The sequence below is a fragment of the Tangfeifania sp. genome (assembly GCF_055108615.1).
Window position 1 is genome coordinate 1 of sequence record NZ_JBSQIC010000010.1, and the last position, 25,798, is coordinate 25,798.

Below are 25,798 nucleotides of genomic sequence, written 5' to 3' on the forward strand. Positions count from 1 at the left end.
GGGGCCGTCTTTTTTGAACCTGACAATTGTCGGTTTGTTGAACATTAGTGTTTCGGCTGTAATAATGGTTTTCCGATCCACTTTTTCCACAAATGCCTCAACATATTCGGTTGCCGGATTAGTAAGAATTTCCTCGGCTGTACCAATTTGTTCCACCACGCCATCTTTCATAATGGCAATCCGGTCGCCCACTTTCATGGCTTCAGCCAGGTCGTGCGTAATAAACACGATGGTTTTATGCAACTTATTCTGGATTTGCAGCAACTCATCCTGCATATCGGATTTAATCAGCGGGTCGAGTGCCGAAAATGCCTCGTCCATCAAGAGCACATCAGTGTCGTTGGCCAAAGCTCTTGCCAGGCCAACACGTTGTTGCATTCCTCCGGACAACTCCGCGGGGTACTGATCTTCATAACCTTCCAACCCAACGGTCTTCAGTGCTTTGCGGCCTTTTTCTTCCCGTTGCTCTTTGGGCTCGCCCCTTATTTCGAGACCGAAAGCTGCGTTTTCCAGGATAGTCCGGTGTGGGAGCAGGCCAAATTTCTGAAAGACCATACTCATTTCGGTGCGGCGGGTATCGAGCAATTGTTTGTTCGAATCACGGGTGATATCGTGTTCTTTAAAATACACTCTGCCATCGGTCGGGTCATTGAGCCGGTTAAGGCAGCGGATAAGTGTTGACTTTCCGCTGCCCGACAGCCCCATGATAACAAAAATTTCTCCCTTTTTAATTTCGAAACTGGCCTTGTTTACACCTACGGTGCATTTTGTCTTTTTCAGGATGTCAGTCTTGCTGTAACCCTGATTGAGAAGTTCCAGCGCCTCTTTTTTTCGTTTCCCGAAAATGAGGGTCAGGTTCTCCACTTTAATTCTGATATCTTTTTCTTCGGCCATAAATTATTTAGTTAATTGTTTTTAGAAATAGTATCCAATATTAATGTTGAAACGTTTGTTCCAATCCGGATCGGCAACACCTGAACCTAATCCTTTACCAAAATCATCAGTCAGCCAGGGTTGGTTTTTACCCATTGCATAGTCGAAATAGGCATAAATACCTCCTGCACTTACCAGGAATCCGGGAACTAAATGTTCGGTGTCGTGAAAGTTTTCATTTGTTTTGTCAATTAACGTGTAGTCAACATACGGTTGAATACTTGAAATGGGACCCCATTCAACCGGAATGGTGTAAGCTAATCCGGCAACATACATGTTGGCTTTGGATGCTACACCACCTGTGTAGTTATCGCCACCGTAATAAATATCGCCGTAGGCTCCCATCTGAATCACGTCGAGCTCCTGTCCGTCATCGCTTTTAGCTTTGTAGTTATAATTAACATACTCAGCTTTAAGGTTAAAGTTACCAAAATTTCCGACAACATGCCCTGCAAATGCGGTAGAAGTTTCAGATTCATCTAAAACAGAGTTGTAAATTCCACCAATTTGGGCGGAAGCTCCGAGCTCCCAACCCTCGGCTACATTGTAGGCATAGCGGGCATTAAACTGTCCGAGTTCGCGGATATGTGCTGCCACTGTTGCAGTTTCGCCGTTGTTCTCAATTGCACCGGTTCCCGGAACAATGTCGTAAGAATAGCGACCGGGACCTGCGTTTCCGTAGGTTACATCACCACCGGCACGTGGCCCTTCAGGTTCTGCCTGGCGAAAATAGGCCAGAGACAAAATACCGTTTTCTCCGGTGTTAATGTCGAAATTAATACCCATATCGTAGTCATCCTCCAGTCCAACATAGTAAGGACCCTGGAACCACCATGAGTGCGAGGCATAAGTAGTGATGCCAAAAGGCACCTGTGTTACACCAAGCTCCATGTAAACATTGTCAGAAAAGGCATAACCCAGAAATCCGTGATGGATAAAGTGTGACCCGAAGGTGGGGTAAAACCTGTACTCAAAACTGAGGTCGATCCCGGCCATCGAACCGTCAACATTCAACCGCCATGTGTCCCACGTAAATTGAGGGTTCAAATTGTTAGATCCACTTTCGTAATTTGTCGAAATAATGTTATAACGCATGGCACCGCCAAACGTAAAACCGTCTTCTTTCTCCTCATCTTGTGCAAAAGTTAAAAAACTCGATAATAGTAATGCAATAAAAAGTAATTTTCGTTTCATAATCATAAACAATAATTTTTAAATGGTTCTAAAACTGTTTTTTTTCTTTCTATATATGGTTCAACAAAACATTTTTATGTCTTCATTTTTTGTTGGTTTCGTTCAACTTAAATTTGTTACAAACTTCTTTAATAACATTTTCAAATTGTTATTGTTCTGAGGCAATGATTTGATTTTGTGGTTTTTAAATTTGGGTTCAGGGTGATCTTCCGGGCTTTTCAGTTCTGAAAGGCCATTCGCAATTTCAATTGTATTTTGTGACGCTTCCGTTATTGAAATTATCATAATCCGGTGCAAAGAAACAAAAAATGAAGCTACCTTAAAAATTGTCCTTTTTACATTTTGAATTTAAAAGTTGTAAGTTTTTCATTGTTAGTGTTTTAATGTTTTGGAGAAATCGATGTTAACTCATTGTAAACTTGTTATTTCTCAGGAAAAGAGTATATTGGTTTTGTAAATCATTAAACGTTTAAACCTGTTGGGAAATGATTAATAATAAATTCAAAATTTTTGTATTCTTTTCTTTGTTTGTCCTGAGTTTTTTATCCGTTTTTAAGGCGAATGCAGAAGATGGTAAAGGAAATTTGTCCCCCGTTTCGTATTTAACAAAACATCCTTCGCCTGAAGATTTTACGCTTGTTGAATCCGGTATATCTGCACCGATAGTGTTGGATAGTTATGAATTTTCGGGTGTCATAAAAGTGGCACGCATGGTCCAAAATGATATTTATGAAGTTACAGGAACAAAGCCGCGGGTTATTCTCGACCAGTTTCCGTATGGTGAGCCGGTTGTAATTATCGGAACAATAGGGAAAAGCAAGATGATTGACGGACTGGTTAAGTCGGGTAAAATCAGTGTTGACGATTTAAAAGGAAAATGGGAGACCTCGCTTATTCAGGTGGTTGAAAATCCTTTTCCAAATATTCCGAAAGCTTTGGTAATTGCAGGAAGTGATAAACGGGGAACCATTTTCGGCATGTTCGACCTTTCGCGACAGATAGGAATGTCGCCATGGCATTTCTGGAGCGATGTTACGCCGAAAACTAAATCCGAATTATTTGTAAAAAAAGGAAGATATAACCTGGGTACGCCAAAAGTGAGATATCGTGGCATTTTTCTGAACGATGAGGAACCGGCTCTCGGTCGTTGGGCTGTTGAAAATTATGGCGGGTTCAACCATCTTTTTTACAAAAAGGTTTTTGAGCTGATTCTCCGGCTGAAAGGAAACTACTTATGGCCGGCCATGTGGTGGGCCGGTTTTTACAGCGACGACCCGCAAAATGCTGAACTGGCCCATGAACTGGGAATTGTGATGGGAACCACACACCACGAACCCATGATGCGCGCCCACACCGAGTGGAAAGCTGGCGGCGAGGGCGATTGGAATTACGAAATAAATGCGAAAATTTTAAGAGAGTTCTGGAGAGGCGGAATTGAGCGGATGGATGACCGCGAAAGCATTGTTACACTTGCCATGCGCGGCAATGGTGACATGGCCATGACCGACGAAACCAACATCGAGCTGCTCGAGCGGATTGTTGCCGACCAGCGCGAAATTATAGAAGATGTGACTGGTAAAGATGCCTCGGAAACGCCCCAGCTTTGGGCATTGTACAAAGAAGTGCAGGATTATTACGACAAGGGAATGCGCGTGCCCGATGATGTTACGTTGTTGTTGTGCGACGACAATTGGGGCAACATCCGCAAACTGCCGGAGCCGGACGAATTGCCACGCGAAGGCGGCTACGGAATTTATTATCATTTCGACTATGTGGGCGGGCCTCGAAATTACAAATGGCTAAATACCAGTCCGCTGCCACGGGTTTGGGAGCAGATGAATTTGGCTTACCGCCATGGAGTTGACCGGATTTGGATTGTGAATGTGGGCGACCTGAAACCCATGGAACTGCCCATTTCATTCTTTCTCGACTTTGCTTTCGACCCGGATGCCTGGCCGGCCGATCGGCTGAATGAATACACTGAATTGTGGGCTAAAGAACAATTCGGCAGCGAACACAGCACCGAAATTGCGAAAATGCTCCGCCTCTACACCAAATACAACGGACGCCGCAAACCGGAATTGTTGTCGCCCGAAACATACAGCCTGATCCATTTTAACGAAGCTGAACGCATCCGAAATGACTACAATCAATTAGCAAAACGGGCAAAAAAATTGTATGAAAAAATTCCTTCTGAAAAGAAAGATGCTTTTTATCAGTTGGTTTTGCACCCCATAATTGCCTGCGCCAACCTCAACGATTTGTATGTAACTACCGCCAAAAACCGGCTGTATGCCAGTCAGGGACGCTCGTTGACCAATAAAATGGCCAGCCGGGTTGAAAAGTTGTTTGAAAAGGATGCCGAAATAACTGACTATTACCACACCGAACTGGCGGACGGAAAATGGAACCACATGATGGCGCAAACACACATTGGGTACACCTACTGGCAGCAACCACCCGAAAATTCAATGCCGGAGGTTGAAACGATTTCTGTTCCTGAAAAAGCGGAAATGGGCCTGGCCATCGAAGGTTCGGAAAAATTCTGGATCAGCGGCGTGGCCGATGTGTCGCTGCCCGAAATCAGCACCGTTTGTGGAAATTCGGTTTATATCGAAATATTTAATCGTGGTGAGGAGCCATTTTTTTATCGTGTTGAAGTGGATGAAGACTGGCTCACTTTTCATCCGGCAAACGGAACGGTGGAGGACGAGGTGCGTTTGTGGGCAAGTGTGAATCGTGATTTAGTTCCGGCAGGTACCCATGAAGTTCCTGTGAAAATTTCCGGCAATGGGCAATCCGTTACAGTCATTGCACGGGTATTTAAACCCACAGTTTCCGAAAACGAACTCGCCGAAACTTTTCCCGAATGTAAAGGCTATGTTTCCATCGAAGCCGAACATTTTAACCGTAAAATTGAAACCAAAAATATTACCTGGGAAGTGATTCCGGGGCTTGGAAGAACGCTTAGCGGGGTGACTGTAAAACCGGTAACTGCCGAAAGAATTGAGCCGGACGATGACAGTCCGCGGCTGGAATACGACATCTTTCTTTTTGAACCAGGTGAGGTTGAACTGAACGTGTTGCTTTCGCCCACACTGAACTACTACACCAACGACGAAACCCGCAAAATTGCCGTTTCGGTGGATGACGAAGAGCCGCAAATCATCAACCTTCACGAAAATGAAACGTTGCAGGACTGGGAGCGTTGGGTAAGCAACAACAGTATTGAAACGTCAACAAAACACAACATTCGGGAACCCGGGAAACATACCGTGAAAATCTGGATGGTGGATGCAGGGCTGGTGATTCAGAAAGTTGTGGTTCGCTCGGGCCAGGAAAAACCAACTTACCTGAAACCACCGGAAACGGGTTTCGTGAATTAATTCTATTTTTACAGAAAGTTTAAAACAACCATATTTTACTAAACGAAACAAACCATGAAACAAACTGGAATTTTACTTTTCATTTTTGCCCTTTTTTCAACATTTTCATCTTTTGCTCAGGATTTGACGCAAAGACAAAAAGTGTTGAGCGACATGCTGCTTGCCAACAAATATTTCATGACCAAAAATCCCAATGTGGGTAAAACGTTGGTAACCGACAAAGAACGCCCCAGCAACATCTGGACACGCGGCGTGTATTACGAAGGCCTGATGGCGCTGCACCAGATTTTTCCGAAAAAGGAATTTTACGATTATGCGGTTGACTGGGCCGAATTCCACAACTGGGGTATGCGTAACGGAAACACTACCCGCAATGCCGACGACCAGTGCTGTGGCCAGACTTACATCGATTTGTACAACATTTTACCCGACCCCACGCGCATTAAAAACATTAAAATTTGCATGGACATGATGGTGAACACACCGCAAAACGACGACTGGTGGTGGATAGATGCCATCCAGATGGCGATGCCGGTGTTTGCCAAACTGGGCGTAGTTTATAACGATGAAAAGTATTTCGACAAAATGTATGAAATGTACATGTTTACCCGCAACGAACATGGTGAAAACGGACTGTTTAACGAAGAAGACGGACTGTGGTGGCGCGATGCCGATTTCGACCCGCCCTACACCGAACCAAATGGTGAGGATTGCTACTGGAGCCGCGGAAACGGCTGGGTGGTGGCTGCGCTGGTACGCGTTCTTAACACAATTCCTGAAAATGAAAAACACCGCGAACAATACATGAACGATTACCTGGCCATGATGGAGGCGCTTGTTCCCATTCAGCGTGAAGATGGTTTCTGGAATGCCAGCCTGCACGACCCGACCAACTACGGGGGAAAAGAACTAACAGGAACCTCACTTTTTGTGTATGGAATGGCCTGGGGAATCAATAACGGTTTACTCGAACGTGAGAAGTATATGCCAGTGATAACAAAAGCCTGGAACGGGCTGGTAAATGATTGCCTGCATGAAAATGGTTTTCTTGGTTACGTGCAGGGGACCGGGAAAGAACCGAGTGCCGGCCAGCCGGTAACGTACGATAAAGTGCCCGATTTTGAAGACTACGGACTGGGCTGTTTCCTGCTTGCCGGAACGGAAGTGTACAAAATGGAAGACGCAGACTGAACATTTCTGAAACTATAAATTTTCACCTGAAGAATTCAGCAATTTTGTTTTAACAAATTCAGGCAAAATTGCCCGGTAAATTGTATCATTGCAAAAAATTTTATGATACGCTTTTTTGAATATTATTCCCTGAAAACGCTGAATACATTTGGTATTGACGTTTCAGCGCGTTACTTTTTTGAATTTACCGAAACGGAAGATTTGAAAACGTTTGTAGCTTCCAATGATTCGTGGAAAGAGGACCGGATGATTGTTCTGGGAGGCGGAAGCAATATACTGTTTTTAGGTGATTTTGACGGGCTGGTTTTTCACCCCAACAGCAAAGGGATTTACCCTGTGAAAGAAGACCGTCAGCATATTTGGATTGAAGCCGGAGCAGGTGAAAACTGGGATGAATTTGTTCAGTACACTGTTGATTACGAACTGGGTGGTATCGAAAACCTTTCGTTTATTCCGGGGAATGTGGGGGCTGCACCGGTTCAAAGTATCGGTGCTTACGGGCAGGAAGCCGGCAATTGCATTGAAACTGTAAAAGGCTTTGATTTAATGGAAAACAAGGAAAAGGAATTTTCTGCAGAAGAATGTGAGTTCTCGTACCGCAACAGTATTTTTAAGAGGAAGTTTAAAAACCGGTTCATCATTACTTCGGTGGTTTTCAAACTTAATAAGTTTCCGGAATTCAACCTGGATTACGGCAGTGTTTTGCAAAAAGTTGAAACCCTCGGAGAAGTAAATCTGAAGAATGTCCGCCAGGCTGTAATCGATATCCGCAACTCAAAACTGCCACAGGTGGAGGAACTGCCCAATGCAGGCAGTTTTTTTAAAAATCCTGTAGTGCCCGCAGAAAAGGCCAACCGGTTAAAATCGGAGTTTCCTGAATTACCGGTTTACCCTGCAGGTGATGAAAAAATGAAAGTAGCAGCCGGCTGGTTAATCGAAAAAGCCGGCTGGAAAGGTTTTCGCGATGGCGATGCCGGAGTACACGAAAAACAAGCCCTTGTGCTGGTTAATTACGGCAATGCCACCGGAAAGGATATTTTTAATCTTTCTGAAAAAATTAAAAATTCAGTAAAAAAGGGGTTTGATATCGAGCTTGAAACTGAAGTCAATTGCGTTTGACCCGATATTACATCCTGTCCTGCAAAATTGCTTCAACTTCATTATAATCGATATCAGCTTTTTCGCCCAGTTTGCTTCCACGTTGTTTGAAACGGGCTTTTATTTTTTCAATCGTTTCAGCAGGCACATCGTAATCGGCTAGTGTACAAGGCACTCCCAGCGACTCGAAAAACTCAACTGTTTTTGCAATGGCTTTATCTATTCGCTCGTTGTAAGTACCATCGGTAATTCCCCAGATACGTTCGCCAAATTGCAGTATCTTTTCTTTTTTGTTTTCGCGTTTAATGTTCATCATGCCAGGCAAAACAATGGCCAGCGTGCGTGCATGGTCAATGCCGTGGAATGCGGTGAGTTCGTGGCCTATCATGTGTGTGGCCCAGTCTTGCGGAACTCCCGAACCTATTAATCCGTTCAGTGCCATTGTGGCACTCCACATTAAATTGGCAGCGGCATCGTAATCGTTACGGTTGGCCAGTACTTTCGGGCCTTCCTCGATTAACGTGGTTAAAATACCTTCGGCAAAACGATCCTGAATAGGAGAATTCACTGCGAATGTCAGGTATTGTTCCAGTACATGCATAAAAGCATCGACAATACCATTTGCAACCTGCTTGTCGGGAAGTGTGAAAATACATTCAGGATTGAGAATGGAAAATTGCGGCATTACTTTTGGGCTGTCAAAAGACAGTTTTTCCTGTGTCGATTCGCGCGTTATCACTGCATTTCCGTTCATTTCGGAACCAGTTGCCGGCAGTGTTAAAACATCGCCAAGCGGGAGTGCTTCTTTCACTTCAATTTCAAACCGGTGCGAGAGAAAATCCCACGGATCATCACCTTTGTATAATGCTGCCGCGGCAATAAATTTTGTGGCATCGAGTACTGAGCCACCACCCACTGAAAGCAGAAAGTTGACATCTTCTTTTTTGATGAGTTCAACCGCTTTCATGCAGGTTTCGTAATGCGGGTTGGGCTCAATGCCACCAAATTCAAGCAAATCCATATTTTTCAAGGCATCTTTAACCTTATCGTAAACACCAGTTCGTTTTATGCTTCCACCTCCGTATATAAGAAGTACTTTGGCATTGGCAGGAATTTCGTTGGCCACTTTTGGTATAGTGCCTTTCCCGAAAATAATTTTTACAGGATTTTGATATTCAAAGTTGTACATGGTATTATTTTTTACAGTTTTCTAATTTCTTTTTTTAATGACAATTTTGGGTTTATTTTGTTTTTCAATGATAAATGTATTTTAAAATGAACGAAAAATCAAAACAGGAAGAAAATAACAGCCATTTAAAAGAATTAATTAACAAACAAACGGATGAAGAGATTCTGGATATTCTGAAAAAAAGGAAACATTATCAGTCAGAAGCAGTTGACATTGCCGTGGAGGAAGCTATTGAACGAAAACTAATTAATTCAGAGCAGGATTTGGTAAATCCCGAATTCCAGGCTGAGCCGTTAAAACGCAGTTTATTTCCAACAATTGAAAATGAAAACAGCAGGGAAAAAGTTCGCAGAAGCCTTGGCCGAAGCCTGCTTATTGTTTCCCTCTTGCCTCTGATATTTGGTTTTGCCCGGATTAATGCCGGGAATATTGCTGAAGGTATTGGTTTGTTTGTTTTTGCCTTGATTTGGGGAGGATTCTCCACACAAATAATGCTAAAAGGAGGGCGGGAAAATGTGAATATTTTGCTGGCATTGAGTGTATTGTCAGTGGTTTATGTAGGGATTTATTTACAGTCGATGATTCAATTTTCTTATTTTGATCATTTTGTGGTGGTAGCTTTCTTTCTTTTAATTTTTTATGGTTTGTTTTTTTTACGCCGGTTGATTTAACCGGATTCCAAACCCTGATTTTACCTTCCAAATTCATCTGTTCGTCGAATTTATAAATAAATAATCCGGCAAAGTATTACTTTTACTCTCGTTATATTTTAAAACTGAAACTGAAATGAAAACCGTGCAATTTTTTTGCCTTTCAATGGTGTTGTTCCTGACAGTTGGATTGGCAAAAGCTAATCCGGCAAAGGGGCTTCAGGAGAACGATTTAACAAGAACATACGAAATTGAACGTTTCAATGAGTTGTTTCTTGAAGGAGCTTTTAAGGTTTACCTTATTCAGGGAAATGAAAACTCGCTCGAAGTGCGGGCATCGGATTCCGGTGCGTTCGATTATCTGGATATCGACAATCGGAACGGGAGGCTTCACCTGCATGTGGACAGGGAACCTTTTGATTTCAGCCGGATAACACTTTACCTTACTTTCAAAAATTTTGAACGGCTCAGAATTGAAGGTGGCATTAAGTTATATACAAGAGGATACCTTGATTTGGATGATTTTATGGTAGATGTTAAAGGGGGAGCAAAAATTGAAATAAAGGCAAAATCCCGGAACATAGGTATCAGAACCGAGGGGGGCGTGATGTTTGAACTCAATGGTGTTGCCGAATCACTCGATGTGAAAGTTACCGGAGCCGGTCATGTGGATGCCGATGAGCTGAAAACGAGGGATGTAACTTTTTTTATTGAAGGGGTGGGAACCGGAAGCGTTTATGCCACCGAAACCCTAAATGCAACCATAAAAGGCGTAGGAAAAATTAAGTACAGGGGCAATCCCCAACTCACCGAGTTTATTGACGGGCTTGGATCGGTAAAACGTGAATAAAAAGTACGTTTTTTTATTGCTTAATTATTTTTACGGCTTCATAATTATTTACTTTTATAAAATATACTCCTTTGGGATAAGATGAAAACGAAATTACCGTTTTTGGGGAATTGAATTGAAAGTTTTTCAATAATTTACCTGAAATGTTGTAAACTGACAGGTTTTTAACCGGTTTGTCATTTTCAACATGCAATTCACTGGTAACAATTGTGGGATAAACCCTGAACGAATTATCTTCTGTCATCGGAATTTTCACCGTAGCAGAAGTAGTTTCATACGATTTTAAATCCGGCATTTCGTCGAGTGTGAGCACATATTCATGCCCGAACAGCTTGTTCCAGAAATCAACTGAATTGTATTTGCTGTTACGCACAAAATCTCCCCACCAGGGCATAAAATAGGACCATGCAGCTTCGTCGGCAATTAAATTTTCCGGGTCTGGAATCGATCCACATTCAGTAAGTGCCACAATTTTTTTACCATCAAACATGTCATTCAGCTGGTTAAATTCAATTATTTGAGAGCTGTGGTCGCCATCCTCATAAATATCGCGACCAACAATGTCAACGTATTCATGTCCGGGGTACCACTCATAATCATTGGGCTGGCTGGTCCACACCCAAATCAGGTTATTCAGTCCGTGGTGGTTTACCATGCGGTCGTACATAAGCCGGTATAACTCTTTACAGGGCTCCGGGCCTTTTGCTCCCCACCAGAACCATCCGCCGGCTGCTTCGTGCAAAGGGCGCCATAAAACAGGTACACCATCATCCTGAAGCTTTTTCAGCAAGCCTGAAATGAAGTCGATATCGTCAATTATTGCCTGGTATTCCGGAGAGTTTTCATCCAACACTTTAGCCACATCAAAATCCGTGTCATCAGTATAAAATGCTTCCGTTTTGCGCAACGGATCGCGCCAGTGCCAGCAAAAAGCCGGAATACCGTGTCGGTTGTAATAATTTCTGGCATCGTTAATGGGTTCTTCATCGTTATACCAGTTGTAACCCCGCCCACAATGCATAAAATCGAGGCCAATCAGTGCCGGTTCTTTTCCGGTTTTTGATTTCAACCAGTTAATTTCATCCATGCTGTTCAGCGTCATGGCTCCCGAAACAATTTTTTTGCCGTAGTGGTCGTGCAAAAACTGGTAAAGTCTGGCTGCATTATCTGCAGGATCGGGTGTAACCAGGTTTTCACCCACATTAAACCTTTCAGACTGATCTGCTATTTCAAATTCAATATAATCGATATTAATCCAGCCCCACGATTTTTCAATTTTTACGGTATGTTCTCCCGCTGCCAGTTTCAGGTTGCTTACTACTTTCAGCGAAATATAGCTGTTGTTTTGCGAGAGCGAAAAATCCACACGTGCATCATCAATTATGAATTTGTTGATTTTATCTCCGTTGGGAGCCGCGGCGCGGATGTAAATGTTGAAAAAGTTCTCTTCTTCGAGGGTGACGGAAAACTCCAGGTCACCTTCTTTTTGAGCAACATAATACCCCCCCGAAGCACTACTGCTTGCAACGGAGTAGGCTCCATTGGTCAGTGTTGCATCTTCAGCTTCAAAACTTTGGGCAAAGGTTGCATTGCAAATGAACATCAATAAAATGGAGTGTATTATTAACTTTTTCATTCTGATAAATTTAATAATGTTATTTTTTTAATCCGGCCATTTCCCGAAGCAACTCCCTGGTTTTTTTTCCCGATTCTTTTAAATCTTCTGTTTTCCAGTTACCGTTATGGGTGGCTGATTTTTTCAGCATGGAACAGGTTTCATCTTTATCTGAAATCGACCAGGTTACCCAGCTTATTTTGTTTTCTTTCATGAAATTAATCCACTTTTGCCATTCTTCATAATTTATGGGGCCGTCGCCATCGGCGGCCATTCCTGCCGATTCGGAAATGAAAATGGGAATGTTTTTATCGATGGCGTACTGGCAGCGGTCCCTTAGTTTCTGCTTGTGTGTGGCGGCATAAAAATGAACGGTGTACATCAGGTTGTCGAATCCCTCAATGGGGGAGTCCGCAACCAGGTGAATATCCTGATCCCAGTGTGGGTTTCCCACAAGGATGATATTATCCGGGTCGTGTTCCCGGATGGCTTTAATTACTTCAACGGAATAGGCTTTTACTTTTTCCCAGGAGTCGCGCACCGGTTCATTAAAAATTTCATAAATAACATTCGGATAATCGCCGTATTTTTGTGCCATTTCTGAAAAGAATTCAATCGCTTCCTGCTGATGAAATTCGTGGCTGTGCCAGTCGATAATGACGTATATATCGTTTTTGATGGCACCGTTTACAACTGCTTCAATTTTTTTCTTCGACCATTCTTTGCGGTCGAGGTAACTGTTTTCAGGCCCAACACCCAGTGCTGCCCTGACAACATTGCAACCCCAGTCGTTTGCCAGCCAGGCTACCGATTCTTCATTGTAAAATCTTGGCCACCAGTTGTGCCAGCCGTAACTCACCCCTGAAAGCATGATTGGATTTTTATTTTTATCAACCAAATATTTGCCTTTAACAGCCAGCTGTCCATGCTCTTTTACGGGTTGTGTAGTTAAAGCACAATTAGAAAGGGAAATTACAAGTATCAGTAAAACAGGAATTATTGGTTTCATTTTTAATTGATTTGATTATTGAATTAACGAAATTTTTTGTGTTGAATAGCTATGTTCAGTTTGAATTGTTACGAAATATATTCCCGGCGGATAGCTGCTCAAGTCAAATTCAACAACATTTTTGCCTGCGTTGAAAAATTCATTAGCAAGAATTGAAACTCGTTGTCCGTTTCCGGTCCTTAAAACCATTTGAATTTTACTCCAATCATTCAGGTTGAATTCAGCTGAGCAGCTGTTTTTTACCGGATTTGGGAATATCTTAAATTCCAAATCCTCAGTTTTTTTTAAATGAAATGATGAAGGAGCAGCTTCCAAAAGAACAGCTGTTAAAGAAAGCGGTTCCAGCTCCATTTCCAGGTAAAATTCCGGGTTAACAATTTCGGAGTGCTTAAGGGCATTTTCACTTTGTGAAACAAAGGTTTCATCCCCGGGTAACCCGGAAAGTGTCAGAACTTTTATCGGAGCATTTTTGATTGTAAAATCCCTGACATCGATCTGAACAGTTTTTGTTTCAGATAAATGCCGGTTTACAAGAAACAGGGTCATTGAATCAGCATTTTCGTTAATAGTAGGGTAGGCCGAAACATAGTTTTCATCAGATGAATTACCTTCTGCAAAATAGGGGTGGGAATAGTTGCTAAACAAGTGAATAACTTCGCTCATGCCGGTTTTCCAATCCCAGGGTGTGAAAAAACCGACTCCGTTTTTGGCAAATTCGCCCAGGGCAGATGCGTACCACGAAGCAACTACATTAGGATTATTGCTGTTAACCGAAGTTTCCGAAACTCCGAATGTAACGCCATGATCCGGGCCAATATATTTTTGCAACCACTCTTCACACCGCGCAAAAATGAATTCTTTGGTTTGGCTGTTATCCCAACCACCATTAATTCTTTTTACCCCGTTTGCTCCCGGATAAACGTAGTTTTTATCGAAATAAACCCGGTAGAGCTGAACAATATCTTCCGGAGCAGTTTCACCCGGATAGAAATGGATATCCAGTACATCCAGCAGGCGAATTCCGGTGGCTGCCTGTTCTTCCGCTACTCGTTTTATGAAATATTCGAGCCAGACATATTTCTTCCCGTTATACAAAATTGCATCATCTTTCCAGTTGAACCATTGCCATTCATTGGCAGGAACCGGGCCGCAAAGTTTGATGCCCGGGAAAAGTGCCCGGGCTTTTTTTGCTACTAAAAAATATTTTTGCATGAATTCTTCGGCCGAAATTTGCTCAGGCATCACATCGTCGTGGGTGCCGTTCCATATTTCCGGTTCATTATCCATTCCCCAGTACCTTATTTTTGTGGAATCGAGCCCTGCACCGGCCGGGTTAAACCAGTGTCCGAGAATGTTAACGGTTGAATCGGCAGGCCACTCTTCGAGGTAAAGGTCCGGATTGCCTTCTTCCAGTGCCTTTGAACCGCCTTCAGGATTCACAACTCCGCCACCTGCCAGGTTTTGATGCACGCCACTCCACCATTGCGAGCGGTTGTATTCCCAGTCGTTGAAATTATGGGAACTGGTTTTGGCGGCATAACCAATTAACTGAAAGGCCCACATGCCTTGCGCTGAAGGGATATTTTCCTGTAACGATTGTGCTGCGTAACGCCAATCGTGCGCATATACATTGTTATACCAATCGGGATGGCTGGTAAGTTTCCGGCACCAGTTGTATTTTGTTGAATTGTTTCCTCCACTCTCCCTGAACATAGTAATCCCCAAATCTTTCAGTTTTTGCCATTCTGATACAGAAACCGGATTGCCCGGACTGTCAGAGAGGCTGTTGTTTTTCCCAAAAATGAAAGGTGATATTTTTGACTTTTCCGCTCCGGCTGCCACGGTTATTGTAACCGGTTGCTGCGCTTTTGGCAAGCCAGGGAAAAGAAAAAATACTATAAGTATGAACAGGATTGTTCTTATAGTCATGTTTTCAAGATTTTACTTAATCACAATTTTTTCAGTGTAAATTCCAGTTTTCGAAAAACCTTTAACGACGTACAATCCGGTGGAAAATTCAGAACCCGAAATTTTTTCGGTAGAATCCGGGTTTGATATCATCTTGATTACTTTTCCGTTCAGATTATAAACATTTAGCTGAATAAGTTTTGTTCCGGGTTTTTGGTTAATAACCAGTTCATTGGTGGGATTTTGGTGCAGGGAAAATCCCAATTCTTTTTGAGTGGACGGTTGTGCTGTATAGGTGGTCAGTTCAAATTCAAATTTATCGACATTGAATTGAGGGCCATCGAGTATGGTAAATCTGAAAATTTGTTTGCCTGCATTAAGGTACATTTTGGTTGTAACAGGAATTGTATTCAAACGGCTTCCGCTGGCCGAAACAGTAACGGGACCTGATGAAACCGTATCAATCTCAATTTGAAAGGTACCGCCGTCATCGAATGTAGCCACATAGGCCGAAATGTTGTACCAACCTTCGGTAAGCACATTTACCGAGTACTCTGTCCATTCGCCCGGCATAACGTTTCCTATATGAAATCCATCGCCCAGCCGATCGTAAATATCTACTCCTTCTTCGGGACGATAATCGCCTGCAATGTTTAATTCATTGGAATCGTGATAGGTAAATCCTTCTCCGCCTTTATCAAAATCTTCGGCTTCAATTATTCCCGGGATAACAGCGAGCGTGTCGTTAAAAGGAATCCGCACGGGGCGCGCCCATGTCGGAAAAAATACCCTGACGGGTTGCGAAAAAAGGTTGTTTGTATCGTTAAAATGAGCAATAATCCTGAAATCGTAATATTTGTTTGTAAGCGAGGGTTTCACAATATTTAGTTTTTGTTCTTCGGGGGCTAACGTGGCAATGGTGGTAAAATGCCGCGATGTAGCCAGTTTTTGCTGAACAATAATGCTGTCGTGGTTGGAAGTGTTCGGACTCCAGCTTACCTGGATTATTGAATCCTGGAAAACTACTGCAAATGGTTTTGGTGAGTTTGCAGTGGTATGGATTAATATATCTTTTATTTCATTCCAGTCGCGTTGCCCGCGCTCCATTATCCTGAAATCTCCGCCATCGTCCCATGCAGCCGGGGTAAATCCGTATTTTTGTGAAAGCTCTACATACGCCCGGTAATGCCGCATACGCGAATTGTAATCGGCTGTTTTTATGGCACCAAACTCGCCGAGAAAGACCGGAATGTTATTTTCTTCTGACCAATCGGCTACACCTTTAAACTTTTGGTCAAGTTGGTTGTAGTCGGCCGCCGAACCCCAGGTGCCTTCGCCTTCGAGCCCAAACAGGTAAGGATCATAAGAGTGGAAGGAGCCAATCACATAGTTATCATCGGGTATCTCTGCATTGAGCAGATCGTCTGAGCCTCCCCAGTTGTGCCCCTGAAAAATTACGAGCCGGGTTGGATTTGTTTTTCGGATAATTGAAAGAACCCGGGCATGCAGATCGTCATTTTGGGTTTTCGTTAATCCGTAGGGTTCATTAATAATTTCGAAAATGAGTTTTTCGGGTTTATCCTTAAAATGGGTGGCAATTTGCGACCAGATGCTGTCGAACCTGGCTTTATTAGCCTCAGAGTAGTTGCTTTTAATCCATTCTTCATGATGAGCATTAATCACAATAAAAAGATCGCGTTCCAATCCCCAGTCCACAACTTGTTCTATTCGGTTCAGCCAGTAATTATCAATTTTGTAGGGTGGAGTTTTACCAGTGTAGTTATCCCACCTCACGGGTATCCGCACGCATTGAAAACCCGCTTCTTTGTATAAATCGAAATAGTACTCTTCTGCCCGGGGATTATTCCAGCCTGCCTCAGTTGGTGGTTCGTGCGTGTTGCCCAGGTTTATGCCTTTTCTCATTTGCGCTACCGCTTCATGAGGCGTAAGTTGGGCATTTGCTTTTGGAGTATAAGTAAAAAAAAGTGTGAGGATGAAAATAAATATTCCGGGTAATTTCGGGTTCATATCAATTTGTTGTTGGTTGAAAGAATAAGAGCCTGCATTTATACAGGCTCTTATTCAAATCAAGAATGTTAATAATTAAAATAAATTATTTGCGAATCACTTTATACTGGCCAACCAGCTGAGCATCTTTTGTGAGAACAATCAGGTACATTCCGGCGGGTTGATTTTCCAGCGAAATGGTTTCAATGCTTCTGCTGGCTTTCACATCGTTCACCATAGCGCCTACCTGGTTGAATACCTGCAGTCTTGTTCCTTTTTCAAGACCGTTGATATTCACTTTTCCGGTAGTTGGGTTCGGGTAAAGCAATATTTCACCCTCGGCAAGTTTGTCAGCAGATGTCAGATCGAGGTCGAGCGTGTACATCACTTCAATTTTGCCGTCGGCTGAAACTACTTTGAGCCAGTCGCCATCATCGAGGTCGCCATCAGTTTTTTCGTTGTCGTCTTTATCCATAACAACAGCTGTGGCACCAAATGACGTTTCAATGTTGTTGTGGAAATCAGCTACAAGCGTATTACCTGTAAGTGAACTTCCAACCAGGAACATATCCTGCTGGTCAACAGTGTAAACATCAGACAGTACGTAGGCCAGGTAGTTTGGCGCTGGTACAAGTTCTGTACGTAACATAGCCAGGTAGTAAACTGTTTGTGTAACACCATCGGGTGCAGTAACAACCAGCTTGTCGTCTTCTACAATGTTTCCTGCCATTCTTTCATTTCCTAATTTGTCAATGAGTTTAACAGTTGATCCCAGTGAAGGAAGGATATTAGACATGAACGCATCTACTGTGGTTCCTCTGGGAACGAACTGGATGAGTAAATTACTTTGCTGAACGTTATACACATCTGAAGTAACAAACGCTGAGGATTGAGATGCCTGCGGCAGCAGCTGGTATATCATCTGTGTAACGCCGTTTTCGGCAGTAACTTCAAAGTAAGTTAAGTGGTTTACAGTAACATCAACATAAGTTGTGTCAAAGTTCAGACGTTTCAACGGTACGTATGAGCCGTCTTCTGCAACTGTTTGCAAAATTGCTCCGGCAGGAATATCCACATTGTTCAGTACAGTACTTAACTGGGTTCCGTATTCAAAACCACTTATGGTACCTGACCCGGCTTCAACGGCTTCGGTAGCACTTTTAGGATCAGCATCAACAGTTACTTCATACAATGCTGATGAGAGGTAGGCATCTGAACTTAGACCTTCTTCTGATACCTCGAGTAGATATTTTGTGGTGTTGATACTGTCGGCAGAAAGAACAACCAGTGTGTCATTCATACTCAGCAACTCATCACCTGCCAGTACAGCGCCATCTTCAGTAGCTTTTACTGTCAGTGATTGTCCTTCGTCTTTTTTAATGATATTGTTAAGGAATTCACTTGTTGTGGTTCCTGTCAGAATTCCTTTGATTGATTCCAAAGCGCCATCTTTACCGTATCCTTCACTTACCTTATAAACAATAGATGAAATGGTGGACATGTACTGAGTGACCGGTTGGAAATAGTGTTTCCCCAAGTCACTTGTAACCATTAGGATATCATTTGGCCAGCCGTATCCCTGGCTTTGCCAGTAAGATCTGTTAGTCCAGGTCCATTCTGAATCTTCAGGAGTAGTTCCGAAGGACTCTGTAAAACCGGTTTTACCCTGCCAGTATTCAGGCTTTCTTACATAGCTTGTAATTTGTTCCACGGCTACTCCTCCAATCACGTAGTCAGCCCCGTCGTCACCAAATACTTCAATCAGTTCAAAGTCATTGGGATCGTTGGCAGGTTTAAGTCCCTGTTTAATGGAATCGTTCAGTATTTTGAATACGTAATAGTTTCCACCGGTCCATTCATGGCAGGCACTTGCCCACTCATCGTATGCTTCGCCCCAGGGATTGTATGCGGTATTGAAAATTACATCGCACTGTTCGCTGGCAAACCAGGGATAACCACTGGTACCGGAAGAATTGATGTGTCCCATTACAAAAACGTCACCACCTTCAACAAACGGACTCACATTAAGGTCTTCGGTTAAAGTACCGGGAGATACAGCCCATTCTGTTTCATCTACCCATTTGTATCCGGGCACGTATTTACGGTATCTTACACCCCATTGGTCAGCACCGGAATAATCAGTAATAGCACCCTGCTGGTCATTGTAAGTACCCACAAACATATAATCGCTGAGATCGAGCCGCTGGTTGCCCGGGTTGCAAATTTCAAGAAACCCATTTGCCCACTGATCCTGAACAATCAATTCAGAAATGAAAGGTTCAGCTTCAAAGGGTTGAATGTCATCCGGCGCTTTTTCTTTTTCTAATTTAACACTGTAAGTATTCAATGTGGTATCATCTTCAGCAGTCACTGTAAATCTTACAGTTTTTTGTTCGTCGGAACCGGCTAGGCTACTTGCACGCTTAACGTCAACAGTTGAGTTGAGATCCTGTGTTTTTGCTACGAGTGCAGGAATTCCACTAACATCAGATGGAACCTGAACTGTATAATTAAATACATTGGTTCCAAATCCGGGAATGGTATCACCTGTCCAGCCAAACAAATCTTTCATCCATACAGGAATATCGGGCCAGGTAATGGAACTAAGATATGCATCGTGACTGGGACGGTAATAGTCAACTTTAATAAAATAATCCTTAACATCGCCGTTTTCGGCAGTCACTCTCAGTATATCCCCATTTTTAACGTCGGGGCGTTCCACACCATCTACCCATACAAATTCCCAGTCTGCCTGGGGTGCTTTTTCAAGGTAGGTGAACAGAGAGTCGGTTCGTGTGGCAAAGCCAATACCGAACAGTCCGCTGGTGATGGTGTCCATTTCCGGTGCATCAACAGTAACGGAGTAATATTCGTCTTCTCCTGAGTTAATATCATTGGAGTAGAAACTACCTTCCGGATCCCAGTCAGGTGCATATTTGGGTATTACAATGTTGGCATCGGCCGTTGGTTCTTCCACTATAATATCGAAAATTTCGGTTTGCAGTGTGTTTCCACAGGCATAAACAGTCAATTTATCTCCTGTGCGTGCTGAATTGTAGGCTGAGTCTGCACGGGCTTCTGATAAATCATAATGCCAGGCCAGTCCCGGTACTTTTTCAAACTGCAACATAAAATCATCGTTATTTCTCACTCCCCAGGGAGCAGTTATGGTTTTATTGGCCCAGTCCACTTCCAGTACATCCGACTGAAGCGTGTTTTCGTCGAGTGTCACATCGCCGTGGAATCCAACGGTCCAGAATACGGCCCGGTAGGGTTCCCAGTCATTGAACAGGCGCGGAATTGGCATCCATTCTGAATCATCAATGTCGATACCGCGGGCGGCATCGAAATCGGTTGTTCCTTGTTTAATACTGGCTTTACGTACCAGAATATGCGTTCCCCAGGCATTGGTTACCCCTGCTACATCAATGGTAGGAGAATCCTCCTGTGTGCCGTCATCCTGTGCAAACAAACCGCCAACCTGATCCACAACTACCGAGTCACCATTTTCAAAGTGTTGCTCAATGTACCACGTTTCACGGCTTCCCCATGTTTCCATAATTCCATAGTTGGGAGAAACACTGTCGGTAATACCGGGAGAAGCGTAATTAACATTATCTTCCGGCATGTGAATTACCATATCGGCCAAATCCCACCACTCTTTTTTGGTGATCCGGTGTCCGAATAAATCCGGCTTAATTGGGTGCATTTCTTCTGTAAACTCTTTAACAGCAGCCATCACATAAGTTTCGCCAGGGGCTAAGGTTACTTCCGGCAACCGTAAAAAGTTTTCTGCGGTTGGTTCGTATGGGGTTGTCCATGCGCCAACCTTACCAAACTCAAACTGGCTGATGTCGAGATCATCTTCGCCAACATTGGTCAGTTCCACGTACGACTGGTCATTCCGGTCCACGCGGGTTTCCGTAATAATAAATGATCGAATGGTATCCTGAGCATTCAGCATTCCACCAATCAACATTAAAAGAAGTAAAAGTTTTAATTTCATAGTACATAAAGTTTAAATGTTAAAAAAATCTACATTATATGTTATAAGCAAATATTAAAATTATTTATGATACATCAGTCAATTAGTTTTATTAAAAATATAAAAAATATTACATCAATGCAACATATCTTACTCCGTTTTGAAAAGTTTCTTTCCTTTCGATTTTCTGTTATCCCTTATTACTTTTAATAAACTTTATAATTAATGAGAATTTTTCTAACTATTAATCTTTCAGTATATTTGAGAACTATTGATTAATGTTAATTGTACTTCAGTGTAAACCTCTCTGTGCTAATTACAATTTGATTAAATTTAAAATTATTATTTTTGAAGTGAATGATGTGTGTTAGCACTAAATTCTCAAACTATATTAAACATTTGTTTGAAATTAGGTATTAAAACCTGAAATTGAACCGGAGTATTTTTTTTTCATCATTTTTATTTTTATATCTATTTTCAGTTAAAAACATTTTAATCGTTTTTTTACCCTGTCCAATTAACTAAATTTGCAATCGCATTTTAAGTAAAGAATAAATTTAAGCAAAATGGCATTTGTAACTAAAATACTGGGTAAAATTCTCGGCAATAAATCGGAAAGGGACATCAAGGAAATATCTCCATTGATTGAACAAATTAAAAAAGAATATGAACGCCTGAACAGTAAGTCGAATGATGAACTGAGGGAGGAAACCGATGAAGTTCGGAAAACGATACAGGAAAGAATTGAACCCGAAGAAAAAGAAATAGAAAGCCTGAGGGCACAAGCTGATGAGGTTGAAATACAGGAAAGCGAAAAGCTATACGAACAAGTTGACAAGTTAGAGGAAGTAATCAACGAGAAAATTGAAGAAGTTTTAAATGAAGTACTTCCCACGGCCTTTGCTATTGTAAAAGAGACCGCCAGCCGTTTCTTTGAAAATGAAACCGTAGAAGTAACTGCCCGGGAATACGATAAAGATTTGGCCTCTGAGCGCGACAGCATTTCCATTAAAGGGGACAAAGCCCTTTGGAAGAACAAATGGATTGCCGGAGGTACTGAAATTACCTGGGACATGGTTCATTACGATGTTCAGCTGATTGGCGGTGTTGTATTGCACCAGGGGAAAATTGCCGAAATGGCAACCGGTGAGGGGAAAACGCTGGCTGCCACTCTGCCGGTTTTCCTGAATGCCCTTGCCGGGCGGGGAGTTCATATTGTAACTGTAAACGATTACCTTGCCAAACGAGATGCGGAATGGATGGGGCCTATTTTTGAATTCCATGGCCTTACAGTTGATTGTATCGATAAGCATCAGCCAAACTCCGAGGCAAGACGAAAAGCTTACAATGCCGATATTACTTATGGTACAAATAATGAATTCGGATTCGACTACCTGCGCGACAACATGTCAATAAACCCCGGTGATTTGGTTCAGCGCCAGCATCATTATACCATAGTTGATGAGGTTGACTCCGTGTTGGTGGACGATGCCCGGACCCCGCTTATCATCTCAGGACCTGTGCCAAAAGGCGAGCATCAGCAGTTTGAGGAGCTGAAAGGTTATGTTGAAAAACTATACAAAGTACAGCGCGAGCTGGTAAACCAAATTTTTATCGATGCAAAACGGCTGCTTACTAAAGAAAATCCTACTGACGAAGAACGAAAAGAGGGGGGGCTTTTACTTTTACGGGCCCACAAAGGGTTACCGAAAAATAAATCGATAATTAAATTTTTGAGCTCGGAAGGCATGAAATCCATCCTGCAAAAAACCGAAAACTTTTACATGCAGGATAACAATAAAAACATGCACATTGTTACCGATCCGCTCTATTTTATTATTGAAGAAAAGATGAATTCGGTTGAACTGACCGACAAAGGAATCGACCTTATTTCACAAGGATTTGACGATAATGAGTTCTTTGTACTCCCTGACATGGGAAGCGCAATGGCCGAGCTGGAAAATTCCGGGTTGCCGGAAGAAGAAATTATTGAAAAGAAAGATAAACTGCTCCAGGATTACGCCGTGAAATCGGAACGGGTTCATACCATAAACCAGTTGCTGAAAGCCTACACCATGTTCGAAAAAGATGTGGAGTATGTGGTTATCGACAACAAGGTGAAAATTGTGGACGAACAAACCGGGCGTATTATGGAGGGACGTCGTTATTCCGATGGATTGCACCAGGCCATTGAGGCAAAAGAGCGGGTGAAAGTGGAAGCCGCTACCCAGACATTTGCAACCATTACGCTGCAGAATTATTTCCGTATGTACCACAAGCTGGCGGGTATGACCGGAACAGCCGAAACTGAAGCCGGTGAATTCTGGGATATTTACAAACTGGAAGTTGTGGTTATCCCTACTAACCGTCCTGTTATTCGTGAAGATAAGGAGGATCTGGTTTATAAAACCAAAAGGGAAAAATACAACGCTGTGGGCGATGAAATTGTGAACCTGAATAAAGCAGGACGACCGGTCCTTGTCGGTACCACTTCGGTAGAAATTTCAGAGCTGCTTAGCCGGATGCTGAAAATGAAAGGCATAAAACACAATGTGCTCAATGCCAAACTTCATGCCCGCGAAGCCGAAATTGTTGCTGAAGCCGGACGGTCCGGGGCTGTTACAATTGCCACAAACATGGCCGGTAGGGGAACTGATATTAAATTGGCTCCGGAAGTGAAAAAAGCCGGTGGATTGGCCATTGTTGGTACCGAACGACATGATTCACGACGGGTTGACAGGCAGCTGCGCGGACGTGCCGGGCGCCAGGGGGATCCCGGTTCATCGCAGTTTTATGTTTCACTCGAAGATGATTTGATGCGCCTGTTTGGTTCGGGGCGAATTACCGGCGTAATGGATAGGTTGGGATTGCAGGAAGGTGAAGTTATTCAGCATTCAATGATTTCAAAATCGATTGAACGGGCGCAGAGAAAAGTGGAAGAGAACAACTTTGGAATCCGTAAACGTTTGCTCGAATACGATGATGTGATGAACTCGCAGCGCGAAGTTATCTATAAAAAACGTAAGCATGCCCTTTTTGGCGAACGGCTTGAGGTGGACGTGCTTAATATGATGTACGATTCGGTAGAAGAACTGGTAAACAGCTATTACGGCTCCGACCAGTTTGAAGATTTCAACCTGGAGCTTATGCGGTTGCTTTCAATGGAATCGCCGGTTTCGGACGAAGAGTTTAAGCAGATGAATCCCGGAGAAATTACGGGAAAGATTTATGAAAAAATGATTGATGGTTACAACCGCAAAGTTGAAATCATTGCCAAACAAGCTTTCCCGGTAATTAAAAACGTGTACGAAACAAAATCGCAGACTTATAAAAATATTGTAGTTCCCATTTCCGATGGTAAAAGGGTCTTCCAGATTGTTTGTAACCTCGAAAAGGCATATGAAAATAAAGGCAAAGAGCTGGTAAAATCATATCAGAAACAAATTGTTTTGAATACCATCGACGAAGCCTGGAAAGAGCAATTACGGGAGATGGACGATTTGAAACAATCGGTACAAAATGCCACATACGAACAGAAAGATCCGCTGTTGATTTACAAGTTTGAATCGTTCAACCTGTTTAAAATGATGGTTGAGAAAGTGAATAAAGATGTGGTTTCAACGCTGATGAAAGGGCACATTCCAATTCAAAGTCCGGACCAGGTAAAACAGGCCGAAGAGCGTAAACGCATTGACATGAGCCGGTACAAAACGCAGAAATCTGATTTGCCAGGCGTTGATAATCCGATGGAGGGCGCGAACACGAATACTGGTGAACGCTCCAAGCCTCAGCCGGTGCGAGTTGAGAAAAAAGTTGGCCGCAACGATCCTTGTCCTTGCGGGAGCGGTAAAAAATACAAACACTGTCACGGAAGGGGAGCCAAATAGTCGGGGTTCATTTTCCGGTTTATTAAATTCTTTGCAGGTTGAAATAAATTAAATAAAATGATACACCTATTAAATTTTGTCCACTGGAATGTGAGCCCCGAGATTTTTAACCTGGGACCTTTGTCCGTTCGCTGGTATGGCTTGCTGTTTGCCTCCGGGTTTTTAATTGGGTACTACATTGGCGAAAAAATGTTTCGATCAGAAGGAGTGCCCCAGAAATGGATCGACTCACTTTTCTTTTATATAATTATTGCCACCATCGTTGGTGCCAGGCTGGGGCATGTGTTTTTTTACGGGTGGGATTATTATTCGCAAAACCCGGGCGAAATTATTAAAATCTGGCATGGCGGATTGGCCAGCCATGGTGGGGCAATCGGAATAATAATTGCCATGCTGATTTATTCGAAGGTGGTAACCAAACGGCATGTTTTATGGACCATCGACCGTATTGTTGTTCCTACAGCACTTGTGGCAGCCTTTATTCGCACCGGCAATTTGATGAACTCCGAAATATATGGTGTTGAAACCAACCTTCCCTGGGGATTCATTTTTGAACACAACGGCGAAACTGTTCCCAAACATCCTACACAAATTTATGAGGCGCTGGCCTATTTGCTCTCTTTTGCTGTGCTGACGTTTTTATACAGGAAAACCCGATCGAAAAATAAACAAGGTTTACTTACCGGTGTATTTTTCATCTTCATTTTTACTGCCCGTTTTTTCATCGAATTTATAAAAGAGGACCAGGAAGCATTTGAAGCAACTATGGCACTGAATATGGGCCAGTGGCTCAGCATCCCGTTTATTTTGCTGGGAATATTTTTGGTGGTGAGGGCTTTAAAACTTCCTGAAAAAGTATATAAAAATAAAGCATAAAAGGGGAAACTCTTTTATGC

General features: G+C 42.8%; 15 protein-coding genes. 7 read left to right on the top strand and 8 right to left on the bottom strand.

Going from position 1 to position 25,798, the window contains the following annotated elements; translation table 11 throughout:
* Both ACTCNA_RS03700 and ACTCNA_RS03705 read right to left on the bottom strand, forming a co-directional pair.
* A partial coding sequence (locus tag ACTCNA_RS03700) for a quaternary amine ABC transporter ATP-binding protein (RefSeq protein ID WP_462946547.1) occupies positions 1-894 on the bottom strand: 894 nt, incomplete at its 3' end.
* Between the two features lie 21 nt (positions 895-915).
* A complete protein-coding gene (locus tag ACTCNA_RS03705; RefSeq protein WP_462946548.1) occupies positions 916-2,127 on the bottom strand; it encodes a hypothetical protein in 1,212 nt (403 codons plus the stop codon).
* Between the two features lie 485 nt (positions 2,128-2,612).
* Between ACTCNA_RS03705 and ACTCNA_RS03710 the strand changes: the two genes are divergently transcribed.
* The 3 genes from ACTCNA_RS03710 (at position 2,613) to murB (ending at position 7,823) form a co-directional block, all read left to right on the top strand.
* Complete coding sequence (locus ACTCNA_RS03710) at positions 2,613-5,513, top strand: glycosyl hydrolase 115 family protein (protein WP_462946549.1); 2,901 nt, start codon at positions 2,613-2,615, stop codon at positions 5,511-5,513.
* Between the two features lie 54 nt (positions 5,514-5,567).
* Entirely contained in the window at positions 5,568-6,704 is a 1,137-nt protein-coding gene (locus ACTCNA_RS03715) for a glycoside hydrolase family 88/105 protein (protein WP_462946550.1), read from the top strand.
* Between the two features lie 102 nt (positions 6,705-6,806).
* The gene (murB, locus tag ACTCNA_RS03720) at positions 6,807-7,823 is read left to right on the top strand and encodes a UDP-N-acetylmuramate dehydrogenase (protein WP_462946551.1); all 1,017 of its coding nucleotides are present in this window, start codon (positions 6,807-6,809) and stop codon (positions 7,821-7,823) included.
* 7 nt (positions 7,824-7,830) lie between these two features.
* Here murB and ACTCNA_RS03725 read toward each other — a convergent pair whose 3' ends face one another.
* Positions 7,831-8,991 carry an iron-containing alcohol dehydrogenase gene (locus tag ACTCNA_RS03725; RefSeq protein ID WP_462946552.1) on the bottom strand — a complete coding sequence of 387 codons (1,161 nt, stop codon included), beginning with the start codon at positions 8,989-8,991 and terminating at the stop codon, positions 7,831-7,833.
* Positions 8,992-9,077: 86 nt separating this feature from the next.
* Between ACTCNA_RS03725 and ACTCNA_RS03730 the strand changes: the two genes are divergently transcribed.
* Complete coding sequence (locus ACTCNA_RS03730; RefSeq protein WP_462946553.1) at positions 9,078-9,662, top strand: hypothetical protein; 585 nt, start codon at positions 9,078-9,080, stop codon at positions 9,660-9,662.
* A 115-nt stretch (positions 9,663-9,777) separates the two neighbouring features.
* A complete protein-coding gene (locus ACTCNA_RS03735) occupies positions 9,778-10,491 on the top strand; it encodes a head GIN domain-containing protein (RefSeq protein WP_462946554.1) in 714 nt (237 codons plus the stop codon).
* A 13-nt stretch (positions 10,492-10,504) separates the two neighbouring features.
* On the opposite strand, the gene ACTCNA_RS03740 is transcribed toward ACTCNA_RS03735, so the two are convergent.
* The 5 genes from ACTCNA_RS03740 to ACTCNA_RS03760 all read right to left on the bottom strand — a co-directional run bounded on the left by ACTCNA_RS03740 (position 10,505) and on the right by ACTCNA_RS03760 (position 21,036).
* Positions 10,505-12,127 (bottom strand): glycosyl hydrolase, encoded by a 1,623-nt coding sequence (locus ACTCNA_RS03740; RefSeq protein WP_462946555.1) that lies wholly within the window; start codon positions 12,125-12,127, stop codon positions 10,505-10,507.
* A 19-nt stretch (positions 12,128-12,146) separates the two neighbouring features.
* Entirely contained in the window at positions 12,147-13,115 is a 969-nt protein-coding gene (locus tag ACTCNA_RS03745) for a glycoside hydrolase family 5 protein (RefSeq protein WP_462946556.1), read from the bottom strand.
* A 15-nt stretch (positions 13,116-13,130) separates the two neighbouring features.
* Positions 13,131-15,044, bottom strand: coding sequence for a glycoside hydrolase family 44 protein (locus tag ACTCNA_RS03750; protein ID WP_462946557.1), 1,914 nt, complete (start codon positions 15,042-15,044; stop codon positions 13,131-13,133).
* 12 nt (positions 15,045-15,056) lie between these two features.
* Positions 15,057-17,051, bottom strand: a complete 1,995-nt coding sequence (locus ACTCNA_RS03755; protein WP_462946558.1) for a cellulase family glycosylhydrolase — start codon at positions 17,049-17,051, stop codon at positions 15,057-15,059.
* 85 nt (positions 17,052-17,136) lie between these two features.
* The gene (locus tag ACTCNA_RS03760; RefSeq protein ID WP_462946559.1) at positions 17,137-21,036 is read right to left on the bottom strand and encodes a T9SS type A sorting domain-containing protein; all 3,900 of its coding nucleotides are present in this window, start codon (positions 21,034-21,036) and stop codon (positions 17,137-17,139) included.
* Positions 21,037-21,581: 545 nt separating this feature from the next.
* Here ACTCNA_RS03760 and secA point away from each other — a divergent pair.
* Both secA and lgt read left to right on the top strand, forming a co-directional pair.
* A complete protein-coding gene (gene secA / locus ACTCNA_RS03765; protein WP_462946560.1) occupies positions 21,582-24,902 on the top strand; it encodes a preprotein translocase subunit SecA in 3,321 nt (1,106 codons plus the stop codon).
* A 57-nt stretch (positions 24,903-24,959) separates the two neighbouring features.
* Complete coding sequence (gene lgt / locus ACTCNA_RS03770; RefSeq protein ID WP_462946561.1) at positions 24,960-25,778, top strand: prolipoprotein diacylglyceryl transferase; 819 nt, start codon at positions 24,960-24,962, stop codon at positions 25,776-25,778.
* Positions 25,779-25,798: the final 20 nt, after the last annotated feature.